The 13,641-nt window shown below is 45.2% G+C and carries 13 protein-coding genes and 1 pseudogene; 2 read left to right on the forward strand and 12 right to left on the reverse strand.

Annotated features, from left to right (window positions below):
* Window positions 1-96: 96 nt before the first annotated feature.
* The 7 genes from R5H20_RS17375 to sppA all read right to left on the reverse strand — a co-directional run bounded on the left by R5H20_RS17375 (window position 97) and on the right by sppA (window position 6,034).
* Window positions 97-1,284 carry an acetate kinase gene (locus tag R5H20_RS17375; RefSeq protein ID WP_006637996.1) on the reverse strand — a complete coding sequence of 396 codons (1,188 nt, stop codon included), beginning with the start codon at window positions 1,282-1,284 and terminating at the stop codon, window positions 97-99.
* A 225-nt stretch (window positions 1,285-1,509) separates the two neighbouring features.
* Window positions 1,510-2,496: a class I SAM-dependent methyltransferase gene (locus R5H20_RS17380; protein ID WP_006637997.1), complete on the reverse strand. Its 987-nt coding sequence runs from the start codon at window positions 2,494-2,496 to the stop codon at window positions 1,510-1,512.
* A gap of 83 nt (window positions 2,497-2,579) precedes the next feature.
* Window positions 2,580-3,083: a thiol peroxidase gene (gene tpx / locus R5H20_RS17385; RefSeq protein ID WP_006637998.1), complete on the reverse strand. Its 504-nt coding sequence runs from the start codon at window positions 3,081-3,083 to the stop codon at window positions 2,580-2,582.
* Window positions 3,084-3,217: 134 nt separating this feature from the next.
* On the reverse strand, window positions 3,218-3,673 hold the full coding sequence (gene ytfJ / locus R5H20_RS17390; protein ID WP_006637999.1) for a GerW family sporulation protein: 456 nt from the start codon (window positions 3,671-3,673) through the stop codon (window positions 3,218-3,220).
* A gap of 12 nt (window positions 3,674-3,685) precedes the next feature.
* On the reverse strand, window positions 3,686-4,369 hold the full coding sequence (locus R5H20_RS17395) for a DUF2953 domain-containing protein (RefSeq protein WP_006638000.1): 684 nt from the start codon (window positions 4,367-4,369) through the stop codon (window positions 3,686-3,688).
* A gap of 124 nt (window positions 4,370-4,493) precedes the next feature.
* Window positions 4,494-5,012: an RDD family protein gene (locus tag R5H20_RS17400; protein WP_006638001.1), complete on the reverse strand. Its 519-nt coding sequence runs from the start codon at window positions 5,010-5,012 to the stop codon at window positions 4,494-4,496.
* 14 nt (window positions 5,013-5,026) lie between these two features.
* The gene (gene sppA, locus R5H20_RS17405) at window positions 5,027-6,034 is read right to left on the reverse strand and encodes a signal peptide peptidase SppA (RefSeq protein ID WP_006638002.1); all 1,008 of its coding nucleotides are present in this window, start codon (window positions 6,032-6,034) and stop codon (window positions 5,027-5,029) included.
* A 188-nt stretch (window positions 6,035-6,222) separates the two neighbouring features.
* Between sppA and R5H20_RS17410 the strand changes: the two genes are divergently transcribed.
* On the forward strand, window positions 6,223-7,023 hold the full coding sequence (locus R5H20_RS17410; RefSeq protein WP_006638003.1) for an NAD kinase: 801 nt from the start codon (window positions 6,223-6,225) through the stop codon (window positions 7,021-7,023).
* Window positions 7,024-7,169: 146 nt separating this feature from the next.
* On the opposite strand, the gene R5H20_RS17415 is transcribed toward R5H20_RS17410, so the two are convergent.
* From R5H20_RS17415 to R5H20_RS17435, 5 genes are all read right to left on the reverse strand, one after another.
* Complete coding sequence (locus R5H20_RS17415; protein WP_006638004.1) at window positions 7,170-7,598, reverse strand: MarR family winged helix-turn-helix transcriptional regulator; 429 nt, start codon at window positions 7,596-7,598, stop codon at window positions 7,170-7,172.
* Between the two features lie 38 nt (window positions 7,599-7,636).
* A complete protein-coding gene (gene mbcS / locus R5H20_RS17420; RefSeq protein ID WP_006638005.1) occupies window positions 7,637-9,226 on the reverse strand; it encodes an acyl-CoA synthetase MbcS in 1,590 nt (529 codons plus the stop codon).
* A 169-nt stretch (window positions 9,227-9,395) separates the two neighbouring features.
* Complete coding sequence (locus tag R5H20_RS17425) at window positions 9,396-9,611, reverse strand: alpha/beta-type small acid-soluble spore protein (RefSeq protein ID WP_006638006.1); 216 nt, start codon at window positions 9,609-9,611, stop codon at window positions 9,396-9,398.
* Between the two features lie 113 nt (window positions 9,612-9,724).
* A complete protein-coding gene (gene thiI, locus R5H20_RS17430; protein ID WP_006638007.1) occupies window positions 9,725-10,930 on the reverse strand; it encodes a tRNA uracil 4-sulfurtransferase ThiI in 1,206 nt (401 codons plus the stop codon).
* A 6-nt stretch (window positions 10,931-10,936) separates the two neighbouring features.
* Window positions 10,937-12,082 (reverse strand): cysteine desulfurase family protein, encoded by a 1,146-nt coding sequence (locus tag R5H20_RS17435; RefSeq protein WP_006638008.1) that lies wholly within the window; start codon window positions 12,080-12,082, stop codon window positions 10,937-10,939.
* Window positions 12,083-12,279: 197 nt separating this feature from the next.
* Between R5H20_RS17435 and brnQ the strand changes: the two are divergent.
* A pseudogene (gene brnQ, locus R5H20_RS17440) lies at window positions 12,280-13,616 on the forward strand (branched-chain amino acid transport system II carrier protein).
* The last annotated feature ends 25 nt before the right edge of the window (window positions 13,617-13,641 follow it).

Consider the following 13,641-nt stretch of genomic DNA (forward strand, 5'->3'; position numbering starts at 1 on the left):
CTTTTTCTAAAATCTTCTTCATTATAATAGAGAATGCTTTTTTTAAAAATAAAAAACGGCCTCCTCCATTTATGGGGAAGGCCGTTTTCAGAAGCTTTATTGAGCCAGTCTGACAACATCTCTTGCAATCATGACTTCTTCATTCGTCGGAATGATCAAGACTTTTACCGGAGAATGCGGATAGCTGATAAACGCTTCTTTACCGCGGACATGATTCAAAGCAGGGTCCCAGTATACGCCCATGAATTCCAGGCCGCGGAGGACGCGTTCTCTGACCTCTACGCTGTTTTCACCGATGCCGGCAGTGAAAATGATCGCGTCAACGCCGCTCATTCTCGCCGCATAAGAACCGATGTATTTATGGATTCTGCTTGCAAATACTTCAAGAGCCGTTTCCGCGCGTTCATTTCCTTCTTTCGCCGCTTCTACGATATCGCGCAGGTCGCTTGAAAAGCCTGAAATGCCCAAAAGTCCGCTCTTTTTATTCAGCGTGTTCAGAACTTCATCAGCGGTTTGTCCTGTCTTTTCCATAATAAACGGGATAAGCGCAGGGTCGATGTTTCCTGAACGGGTACCCATCGCCACACCTGCAAGCGGAGTGAAGCCCATTGACGTATCGATTGATTTGCCGCCTTCAACGGCAGCGATGCTCGCTCCGTTTCCAAGATGACAGGAGATCAGGCGCAATTCCTTTAGCGGGCGGCCGAGAAGCTCTGCCGCGCGTTCAGTGACATACTTATGAGATGTTCCGTGGAAACCGTATTTACGGATTCCGAACTTTTCATAGTATTCATAAGGAAGGCTGTATAAATATGACTGCTCAGGCATCGTCTGATGGAATGCCGTATCAAATACAGCGACGGCAGGTACGTTCTGAAGGACTTCCTTAAACGCTTTGATTCCGACGATGTTGGCCGGGTTGTGAAGCGGCGCCAGTTCAGAAATTTCTTCAATTTCATGAATCATTTCATCCGTTAATAGAACAGAGTCGCTGAACTTTTCGCCGCCGTGAACGACGCGGTGGCCGATTCCGTTGATTTCGTTTAAATCATTAATGATGCCGTATTTCGTCAGTTTGTCGAGCAGCATTTTTACCGCTACGGAATGATCCGGAATGTCGGTTGTTTCACTCTTTTTTTCATCGTTGACAGAAATGGTGAAAATGCCGTTATCCAACCCGATCCGTTCAACTAAACCTTTTGTTAATACTTTTTCGCTGGGCATTTCGAAAAGTTGAAATTTCAGTGATGAGCTTCCAGCGTTAATTGCAATGATTTTGGACATAAATGACGCTCCTTTTTACCTATAGTCCGGTGATTTTATGTTCAACCCGGATCATAAAAAATATGTATAAAATTGTTCTTAGTAAATTCAAAAAATAACTGCCTTTATCATTTAAACATTCAGAAGAATCCTTTTCAAGCCATGATCTTGTTTGGTAGCGCTTTCAATAAGAAATTATTATTTTCTGAAAATAGAAACAGTCAGAGAATACCATCTCTGACTATTTTAGCTCTTTTTGCTCTTAAACCAATTGTCAAGTTTTGCGGCCATCTTCAGCATCGCCTCTTTGTTGGAAAAGGACGGCAGTTCAGCAAGCAGCACCTGTTTCGGAGCTTTTGCCCCTTCACCCTGCTTTTGCAAAACCAAGATGCTTTTCGCATGCGCCTCATCCTTGAAGATCGATAACGGCAGCTGGAGCACTGCATTAATATGCGCATTGTCCTTTAAAAAGGCGCGGAGCTGTTGACTTTGGCTGCTTTCAAATAAATGGTTTGGAATCATGAAAAATAAATATCCGCCCGGTTTTGTATATGTCAGGCTTTGTTCAATGAATAGATGATGGGAAAAAGAATGGCCTTCTTCCGCCTTCAGCTGGAACGCCCGCGCGCTTTCATCATCTGGATAGTATCCGACGGGAAGGTCACAGATCACCGCATCAACGGGGTCCATAAAAATAGGCTGCAGGCTGTCCTGGTTGAAGAATTCGATTTCTTTTTGCTGCAGGTTCGCCTGAACATAGGCGAGTTTGATGAGCACATCATCAATTTCAGAACCGAAGGCTTTGCCGGCTTCTTCAGAAAACTGGTTTAACACGGCAAGCAGAAGATTGCCCGTCCCTACCGCCGGATCAAAAAGGGTGAGTCCTTTTTTGCGGCCCATGAACTTGTTCACGAGATATCCGATAAACAGGCCGATCGTATCCGGCGTCATCTGGCGGTTCGGATGGGGAACATTTTTCAGCCCCTTCAAGATGGCAAGCTGAAAGGCTTTGCGTATCGCTTCATGGCTGCATTCGGAAAAATCGGCTTTGCCGATTAGTTCTTTCATCTTTTGAGCGGCTGATTCAGACAGCGCGCGGCTTGTTTCTCCTGAAAAAAACGCCTCCCCCGCTTCTGCCAAAGCTTCTATGTATGGAATATCCAGGTCGCCTGCAATGATTCCCGCTCCTCCGTCAAGCCATTCATATATGGTTTCTACTTGATTGTTTTGCATGCTGTGTCTCTCCTTATCAAAAAATCAGAGCCATGAAAAGAGCTCCGGGGAGATGATCACCTGGAGCCCTTTTTAACGTTCATTTACTTCACAAGCGATTTGGCAGCTTCAATCGCTTTTTCATAATCCGGATGATTTGTCGCTTCACTTACATATTCGGTGTATACGACTTTTCCGTTTTCATCTAGCACAAAAACAGCACGGGCAAGCAGTCTCAATTCCTTGATGTAGACGCCGAATGCTTCCCCGAATGACATCTCCCGGTGATCTGACAATGTTTCCACATTTTCAATTCCGTTTGCTCCGCACCAGCGCGCCTGGGCAAAAGGAAGATCCGCGCTGATCGTATACACTTTCACTGAACCGAGGCTTGCGGCTTCTTCGTTAAAGCGGCGGGTCTGTGCATCGCAAACCCCCGTATCAATGGACGGTATCACCGATATAATGGCGGGTTTGCCTTTGATGTCTTGAAGCGTGACTTCCTCAAGCGAATTTGACAGTACCGTAAAATCAGGAGCCTGGTCGCCAGCATGTACGTCAGAGCCCACCAATGTAACAGGGTTTCCTTTAAATGTTATTGAAGCCATCATCATTCCTCCTTCACTTATGTATGACTCTACTATAAAAGAGTTTAGGCCAAACTGCAAAGTTTAAGTTTGGCCTGTACCAGAAAAAAGTTAACTGCATCAATAACAGTTAACTTTTTATGCTGATGGCTTTTTTAAAACGGCGGATTGTTTTGACGATTCATTTGCTGTTTTTGTTTGTCGTTTTTCTTGAACATTTGCTGAATCCGTTCGATTGTTTGCGGAGCGGAGTCTAAAATCTTATCAATGACGTGCGTGTTTTCATCCAAGTGGAGGATTCTTACGCCGGATGTACCGACAATCAAAAACGCAATCGGAGTAATCGATACGCCTCCGCCGCTTCCGCCGCCAAACGGAAGCTTCGCTTCTTTACGCTCGCGCTCCCCGTCGCTTGATTTTGATTCTGCCGGTTTATTGCCGCTGAATTCGCTTCCGCCGGCCGCAAAACCAAAGCCTACTCTGGAGACGGTTAAAATGACGCTGCCGTCAGGTGTTTCTACAGGATCTCCGATAATGGTGTTGACATCAATCATTTCTTTCAAATTTTCCATGGCGGTTTTCATCAAACCTTGAATTGGATGTTCAGCCATATTCCATTCCTCCTATACTGATGAGTCATTCTTTGTTGAACCTGACAGATGTTTTGGCAGCTTAAACAAGCCGCGCATTTTCCCTTTCCAATTAACCACGATTCTGAAAGCTGCGGTTATAGCATGTCCAACGCGAAAATGGAATATACATGTCAGGTGCGTTTTGGAGAATGGGCTGTTAAACACGGGGATCACCTGGTACTCCGGACGGCGGTCAAAACAAAAGACCTGATCCAAAATCGCCACCGTAGCGGATTTTACCGACCATGCGGCGCCCGTTGCAATCCCGGTTAGAGCGGCGTCGGGAAGTCCGAGAACCGACGTCCATTCCATTTTGGTTACATGAATATGCTTCATAAATTTCAGGACGATCGGTGTAAGATTAACGATTTGTTTGACAACGTTTTTGATTTGGCGACCATTTTCCAGTACGTTCTGATATCCGACTTTTCTTTTCTTTTGCTTCCTGTCGGCAGCCGTCTTCGTCCGCTCTTTCACATTAACGCTCATATCCTTTTGATTGACTTTGATCATCGGAATGTCTTTTTTGATGCGAAGGAGGCCGAAACCCGTCCGAATGTTGATGGTCAGCCGATCATCATCATTTGTATGAAGATACTCAACAGACACGCGGATTTTCATGAACCAAACAGCAGCAAGAAGAGCCAATGCCACCGCTATCCATATGTACACCATGATTTCACTTCCTCTTATACTAGGCATTATGGGATAAAAGAAAAAAAAATAAACGTGAAAGATCGCCGCAATTTCCCTGGCAGCACCAAAAACCCGGCTTCCTCCAGCCGGGTTTTTGAATCGCTTATTTATTTTTCCGGTACAATTTTTCGTGAATGACCGCGGTATCGGCAACGAAATCATGGATTCCTTGTTTCTTTGGCGTAAACCCGCAAATGATATAGGTGATATACAAGCTGTTGATATAGCGCCCAATCACTTCTCTGAACAGGATGACATCCCAGGTCAGCCCTTTTTCAGGGACAAGGGAAACAACCTTCAGCCCGAATACCATTTTGCCCAATGTTTGCTTGAAGTATCTGGTCATGAGGGCAAAATAAGCGAAAAACACGACAGCACTCGTTATCGAATACAGCGAAAAAGAGAAAAACCCTGTTTCTTTCGGCAGATTCAGCAAACTGAAAACAGGAGATATCAACAGGCGGTTGATGCTGCCTATGACAATTCCGTCAAGCAGAAAAGCCCAGCATCTGATCCAAAAACCGGCATATGCATGCTCAAGCGCCGGGGCCGATTGCTGCCGGGAATCATCAGCTGGCGCAGATATTTCATGATGATCCTTTCCATCATAAGTCATATCCATTTTTCGGTCCCCTCCTATTTGGCGTAAAGATACATCAATCTTGGTGCGCCGGATTGTGAAATTGCTTCCTTAATATTCAAAAAGTCCGCTTCGCTCTTAAATATTTTGTTTGCGCTCATTGAAAGGAAAGACGACAGGCCTGTTGATTCTTTATAGGTGACTACAGATGCACCATCCAAATTTTTATGGTCTTTTTTCAACGCTTTTACCGTATCTTCGTAGTAGCCGAGTTCATCAACCAAATGGATTTTTTTAGCCTGGCGCCCGTCATACACCCGTCCATCAGCGATTTTCTTGACATCGGCTTTGGACATATGGCGCCCTTCTGAAATAACGTCAACGAAGCCTTCGTAGGAATCATCGACCATGGCCTGCATGATCTCCCGTTCCTTTTTCGTCATGCCGCGCGTCGGGGACATAATGTCTTTATATTCACCACTTTTAATTGTTTCAGTTTTCAGGCCCAATTTTTCAGCAAGCTTGCCGTAATTCATGCTTTCCATAATGACCCCGAGAGAACCTGTCAGCGTATCCGGCGCCGCGAAAATTTTGTCGGCAACCGTTGAAATATAGTAGCCTCCAGATGCCGCCATTGACCCCATTGAAACATAAATCGGCTTTTTCGTTTCTTTTTTGATTTCTTCGAGTTTCTTATGTATTTCAGCGCTTTCGTATACTCCGCCTCCCGGAGAATTCACGCGCAATACAATTCCTTTTACTGCGGAATCATCTTTGGCCCTTTCGAGCATTTTCAAAAATGATCTGTGATTGTATCCGTCAGAACCGAGCAGGCTTCCGCCATCGCCGTTGTCGGCAATTGTTCCGTCAACTTCAAGGACGGCGATTTTGCTTGAACCGCTCCCATGTTCCAATACCGTTTCTTCCTGTCCGTCGCTTAGTCCAAGCTGCATCTTACTGTCCTCTCCGAAATTTTCAAACACCGCTAAAACAAGGCTCATGATCAGAGAGCAGCCAAAAATGGCCAATGCAATCACGAGCGCTACCCATCGTTTGGGATTCATGTATTCTCCTCCTTTAATTAAAAAAAGCTGCATGTCATTGTACGTATATGAAGGGAAAAAGTTCGATATGAAAGTGCTTCATATACAAGAAATGTGCAGGACATGGTAAACTAGGGTCACAGGTCATTTTAACATATATGTTGGATGGCAGAGAAATCTAAATTTCACAGACAAAGGGGAGAATGGGTGTGACAGACCGCCGAAACATTTATTTCTTTTACAAGAAAAATTCGGAAACAGATGAACAGTGCAATATGCTCAAACAGCTTGCCACAGAACACGGATTTCAAGTCGTTGACGATCACCGGCAGGCCAACATTATCGCAAGTATCGGCGGGGACGGTACATTTTTGCAGGCGGTTCGGAAAACGAATTTCAGGGACGACTGTCTGTATGTGGGGATAGCAAAAAAGGGGAAGGCTCATTTATATGCGGATTTTAATATACATGATACAGATAAAATGATAGAAGCGACAAACTCGGAACAAATAGAAGTCAGAAAATATCCGCTGATCGATGTAACGGTTGACGGGACCAACCGATTTCAATGTCTGAATGAGGTGTCCATCCGCTCAAGCATTATTAAAACGTTTGTGATGGATGTGTTTATCGATGATCTTCATTTTGAAACCTTCCGCGGCGACGGAATGATCATCTCAACACCGACGGGCAGCACGGCCTATAATAAATCCGTCGAGGGAGCGGTTGTCGATCCGAAGCTGCCGTGCGTACAGGTGACAGAGCTCGCATCATTAAACAACAACACCTACAGAACACTCGGATCGCCGTTTATATTAAGCGCAGACCGCAGACTCACATTGAAAATCGTCCAGGATGGAAATGATTATCCGATCATCGGCCTTGACAATGAAGCTTTTAGCACGATGCACGTGAAAGAGGTCGACGTCAGCCTGTCCGGAAAAGTGATCAAAACGATCAAGCTGAAGGATAATTCATTCTGGGAAAAAGTAAAGCGTACGTTCCTTTAAAAAACTGGAAGCCTTTTCATAAGAAAGAGGCAAGCGCTAAGCGCTTGCCTCTTTCCGGATTATATATCGGCATTCATTCCCGGGAGGACTTTTGAAGATGGATTGTGAAGCGAAATCTTCACTTTGATCTTCTCTGCCACCTTTTTTTATTTGCTCCATTTTTTGAAATCCCGGTTCAGCCGGGTTAAATTGGCCTTCAATACAGACAGGTCTTCATCAGGCCATTCTTGAAGAACTTCGGCATATACCTCATAGCGTGCCTTTTGCACCTTATGAAGAATGTCAATGCCTTCATGGGTCATCTCCACAAGGCTGATCCTGCCGTTTTGCGGATCGGGAAAACGCTTGATCAGTTTCTTCCGCTCCAGGGCAGAGACCTGCCGGCTCGCAGTTGAAAGATTCAGCATCAGCTTATCAGCCAGCGTATGGATGGCAAGAGGACTTTGCTTATCAAGCTCACTCAAAAGCAGGTATTCCGAACGGTCCAAACTTCCAAACCGCGGACTGTAGGCCGTCGTCAGACGCACCAAGAGCGCGATCTCCTTTTCGATTTGTCGGAGTGAGTCATGACTCAAAGGATATCCCCCCTTAATATTAAATGGGTTGCCGGCATTTAACGGTTTTCTCCCGTTTTTCTGGCGATTTCCCGTTCTCTTAATTCAAAACGCCTGATTTTCGCAGACGGGGTTTTTGGGAGCTGATCGATAAATTCAATTTCCCGCGGGTATTTATACGGTGCCGTTAATGCCTTCACATGGTTTTGCAGCTCTTTCACAAGGCTTTCATCTCCGGCGCCTTCTCGTAATACAACGTAGGCTTTTACAATGGAGCCCCTGATTTCATCAGGACTCGCAACAACCGCGCATTCTTTCACGAGCGGATGCTTGATCAGCGCGTCTTCAACTTCAAAAGGGCCGATCGTATATCCGGAGCTGATAATAATGTCGTCATCGCGGCTTTCAAACCAAAAATAGCCATCTTCATCTTTCCTCGCCTTGTCACCGGTGATGAAGTAATCCCCTCTCCTTTGCAGAAGCGTTCGTTCCGGATCTTGATAGTATTCTTTAAACAAGGCCGGCGTACTCAAATGAACGCCGATATCCCCTGTTTCGCCGGCCCCGCAGATTTCCCCGGCTTTATTTACGATTTCAACGATGTTGCCAGGTGTCGGTTTGCCCATACTTCCAGGTTTGATTTTCATTCCTTTGAGGACGCCGACGAGCAGTGTGCTTTCTGTTTGTCCGTATCCGTCCCGGACTTCGACACGAAAATGTTTTCTGAACGTGTCAATGACTTCCCTGTTTAGCGGTTCACCGGCTGAAACAGCGCTATGTAAAGAAGATAGATCATATCCCGACAGATCATCGACCTTCGCCATAAAACGGTACTCTGTAGGCGTACAGCAAAGCACATTGATTTGATAGCGGTCGATTAGGTCCAAATACGTTTCCGGACGGAATTTTCCATGATAGACAAACCCGGTTGCACCGCTCCCTAACACGGCCAAGAACGGACTCCATACCCATTTTTGCCACCCTGGGCCCGCTGTCGCCCAGACGAGATCATTTTCCCTGATATCAAGCCAGGCGGAAGCCGTTGTTCTTAGATGAGCGTAAGCCCAGCCATGTGTGTGGACAACGCCTTTCGGCTGCCCCGTCGTTCCAGATGTATAGGATAATAGCGCGATATCATCACGGCTCGTATCTGCCGCCCGGAAGGAAGCCCCATCGCTTTTTTCCATTTCCTCAAGGAGATCCGGCCAGCCCTCTTGGTTTTTCCCGACTGAAAAAGTTTTCAGTTCTCCTTTTGCCTGCACATCCTGAAAGGAATCAACAAATGAAGAATAAAGAATCGCGCCTGTAACACCAGCATGCTTGATCCTGTAGTCCAAATCTTTTGCCCGGAGCATTTCAGAGCATGGAATGATGACCATTCCCGCTTTTAAAATTGCCATATATACAGCATAAGTTTCCAATATGCGGGGCATCATGACGATTAGTTTATCACCTTTTTTAAAACCGGAACCGGTCAGAACGCTGCCGATCTGATTTGCTTTATCAATCAGCATCTCATATGTCCAGGCAGCTTTGCGTCCTGCTTCGTCTTCCCAGATTAAAGCGGTCTTATTTGAAACGGATTTGAATTTTTCAATTTCATCCACCGCATTATACTTTTCCGGAGCGATTAACTCTTCTCTTTTCACATTACATCTCCTCATGGTCTGCCATCTTTTTATTATACATAACCCGGTATGCATTCGAAAAACGTTTTGTTTTTATGTATCGCTGCTGAGAAGCTGCTGCTTGGGTGTAACATAAATAAAAAGAGTGGGGAAAACCCCACCCATTATCCATTACTTTTTAATTTTTGAATTACTGAGGTGTGCCTCCGCCCATTTGTTGTTGAGCGAAAGAAACTAAACGCTTAGTGATTTCTCCTCCAACTGAACCGTTTGCACGAGAAGTAGTTTCCGCTCCAAGGTTAACACCGAATTCAGAAGCGATTTCGAATTTCATTTGGTCGATAGCTTGAGCAGCTCCTGGAACCAATAGTTGGTTAGAATTGCTTTGTCTGTTGTTTTGAGCCATGTGTTCTCACCTCCTTGTGAGTATAGATTGTGTCAAAACACATGACTTCATGCAAAGAATGTTTGGTAATTGTATGCAAAACAAAACGCTGCCCGACCTAAATGAATATGCTGTTAAAAGAAGTCGGCAAACTTCTCTTTCACCTCTGTTTTTCCCTTCAGCACAATTGTTTCCGTCTTTTCTACGGCTTCTTTGATGAGCGGCTCGAAGTCTGTATAGCTTTCAAAATGCTCGATTTTCTCTTTTTTCGGACGCGTTTTCGGCGCTGACGGCGTAAAGATCGTACAGCAGTCTTCGTACGGCCTGATGCTGATATCGTAGGTGCCGAGTTCTTTCGCCTTTTCGATGATTTCGGTTTTATCCATCCCGATCAGCGGACGCAAGACCGGCGTACTTGTCACAGCATTGATGGCATACATGCTTTCCAGCGTTTGGCTGGCGACTTGTCCGAGGCTTTCTCCCGTAAAAATAGCCAAGGCGTTGTTCTGTTCGCGAAGCTTGTCTGCGATCTGGAGCATCAGTCTGCGGGTCGCTGTCATCGAATAGTTTTCAGGAATTTGTTTTTGGATGAGCTCCTGCGTTTTGGTAAACGGAACAATGTGAAGCTTGATGTCCCCGCCGAACGCCGTGAGCCTTTCCGTAAGATCGATAACCTTTTGCTTGGCGCGCTCGCTTGTGTATGGCGGACTGAAAAAGTGAACGGCTTCAATCTCAAGGCCGCGCTTCATGGCATAGAAGCCGGCAACAGGGCTGTCGATACCGCCTGAAATCATGAGCATTGCTTTTCCCCCGCTGCCGACCGGAAGTCCGCCCGCTCCTTTTTCATCACGGAACGTCAAATAAGTGGCATCTTCCCTGATCTCGATCCGGAGATGAATGTCAGGCGAGTGGACGTCAACGGTCAAGCCGTCTGTATTGCGCAGGATATGGCCGCCGATTTCGGCATTCATTTCATTGGTGTCTAATTCAAACTGTTTATAGGCTCTTTTTGTCGATACTTTGAACGTATCACCAGCTTTGTACTGCTCTTTGACAGAGGCAAGAGCCGTCTCTTTAATGCTGTGCAGGTCTGTCGGACATTTGACGGCAAGGCTGAAAGACTGAATGCCGAACACGTTTTTTAAGCGGGCTGTCACGCCTTCCGCATCTTCTCCGTTTAATGTAAGGGTCATTCTGTCCCTTGTTGATTCATAGCGGATGCCCGTATAATCACGCAAGACCATTTTAATGTTTCTCTTCAGACGATCGACAAAAAGGCGTCTGTTTTTTCCTTTTGTTGAGATTTCTCCAAAGCGGATTAAAATGTAATCATATTTCATGTTTCTCTACCTCATAATTCCTTTTAGTTTGTGTACACTTTCTTTTAAAGCCGTCATAAACGGCTCGACAATCTCTTTGTTCCCCCGGTAAGTCATGCTGATTCTGATGCTGCTCGCGGCCGCCTGCTCTCCTTTCCCCATAGCCAAAAGCACCTTGCTCGGCTTATGCTGCTTGGATGAGCATGCGGATGTCGTCGAGACAAAAATATCCCGTTCCTCGAGCATATGCAAGAGGACTTCAGCTTTGATTCCCGGAACAGAGAAATTAATGATATGCGGCGCGCTTCCTTCTTCCGGCGTATTTAATATAACATCTTTTATCTCTTTCAGCTGCTTGATGAAATTTTCTTTTGCCGATTTCATCTCTTCTATATATTCGGCGTAATCCTTTGAAGACAAATTGATGGCTTTTGCGAGCGCAACCGCGCCGGCTGTATTCTCAGTCCCGGCCCTCCTGTTGTTTTGCTGCTGGCCGCCTGAAATCAAGGGAAAAAGAGACATTCCTTCTTTTAGTATAAGAGCTCCTGTCCCTTTTAAGCCGTGAAATTTATGGCCCGATATTGTACAGAGATCAATGTCTGCACGGGCGATATCCAAAGGCACCTTGTTAATCCCTTGAACATGGTCGACATGAAAGTACGCCCTGCTCGTCCTTTTTACGATTTTTCCAATGTCTTCTACCGGCTGAATCACGCCTGTCTCATTATTCACATGCATGATGCTGACAAGAATCGTATCTTTACGGATCGCTTTTTCCAGCTGGTCAAGCGAAACGCGTCCGTCCCGGTCAACAGGAAGGTACGTAATATCAAAATCGAACGCCGTTTTCAGCTGTTCCAAAGACTCGGTAACAGAAGGATGTTCAATCGAAGAAGTGATAATATGCTTTCCTTTTTGGCTATGTGCCAAAGCAATGCCTTTCAGCGCTATATTATTGGCTTCCGAGGCCCCTGACGTAAATACGATATCATAACCGTTGACGGACAGGGCCGTTTTAATTTGCTGCCTTGCTTCATTCAGCAATTGATCGGCTTCCACTCCGTGGAGGTGCAATGATGATGGATTGCCAAAAAAACGCTGACTCACTTGTTCATAAGTTTGTAATATTTCAGGGTAAGGTTTAGTTGTCGAACTATTATCAAGATAAATCATAATTCTTCTCCTTTGAAATTGAACGTTCTTTTTCATGACTGTATATGTTATCATATCAACTTGCACTTGAAAAATTAATTATAAAGTGTTTGACTTCTCTGATATTTAAAATATAATAGTCTTTGGACTTTTGTCATATTATATTTTTAAAAAATAAATTGACAGAAAATTTTAACAAAAGCAGGAGGTTCTTTTTAATGAAAACTTCACTATCCGCTAAGGAAACGATAGCGATCGGGCTGATGTTGTTCGCTCTCTTTTTCGGAGCGGGAAACATGATTTTTCCTCCGCAGCTCGGCCAAGCTGCTGGAGAAAACGTATTGCCGGCCATCATCGGGTTCTTGCTGACAGGCGTCGGCCTGCCGCTTCTCGGCGTCATTGCTGTAGCCCTTACCGGCAGTGCAAAAGGGCTTGCGGATAAAGCACATCCCGTCTTCGGTACGATTTTAATCGTCAGCATTTATTTGACGATCGGACCGCTGTTTGCGATCCCAAGAACGGGAAATGTGTCATATGTCATTGCCGTTGAGCCGTTTTTAGGAAAGCAATCATCAGGTATTTATCTGTTTATTTTTACATTAATATTTTTCGGCATCACGTATTTCTTGGCATTAAATCCAAGCAAGCTGGTCGACCGGATCGGTAAAATTTTAACACCGATATTATTGGCAGTTATTGCAATATTAGTCATTAAAGCATTTATTACGCCTATGGGCGAGATCGGACTGTTACGAAAGCTTATCAGTCCGCTCCGCTGTTTACCGGATTTTTAGAAGGCTATAAAACAATGGACGCCATTGCATCGATCGTCTTTGCCATCGTCGTCATTACGGCGATTAAAGAACGCGGTGTTACAAATCCAAAATCAATCGCCGCTTCTTGTATAAAAGCGGGCATTGTTGCCGCAGCGGGTCTTGCATTGGTATATGTTTCTCTCGCTTATCTCGGAGCGACAAGCGTTGATACGGTCGGCTCCCTCGATAACGGCGGGCAAATATTATCAAAGGCTTCCGCGTTTTTGTTCGGTTCATTTGGTAATGTCGTACTCGGTGTCGCCATTTTGTTCGCCTGTCTGACAACAAGCGTTGGACTTGTTTCCTCGTGCGGAGAATATTTTTCAAAGCTGATCCCAAGCCTATCATACAAAACAGTCGTAATAATCGTCTCCCTGTTCAGCTTGGTGATTGCCAATTTCGGCCTGAATGAAATCATCTCGCTTTCAGTGCCGATTCTTTCAGCACTGTACCCGCTTGCGATCGTCGTGATTTTTCTGTCATTTATTGATAAGCTGTTTAAAGAACGCCGTGAAGTGTATATCGGCACGACTTTGGCAACAGGTATTTTCAGCATTATCGACGGCTTGAACGCCGCAAAAATCCCGTTGGGCACGTTAAATGAATTTCTGGGACAGCACATTCCATTTTACAGCTTCGGGATCGGCTGGCTCATCCCGGCCATCATCGGCGGTATCATCGGATACATCTTGACGTTCTTTATTCCTGTGAGCCCTGACCGCTTAAAGAAAGTGAGCTAAATTGAAAAAACCCCCCGTTTCATAA

The organism is Bacillus sp. KICET-3, assembly GCF_033261025.1.
Lineage (GTDB): Bacteria > Bacillota > Bacilli > Bacillales > Bacillaceae > Bacillus > Bacillus sonorensis.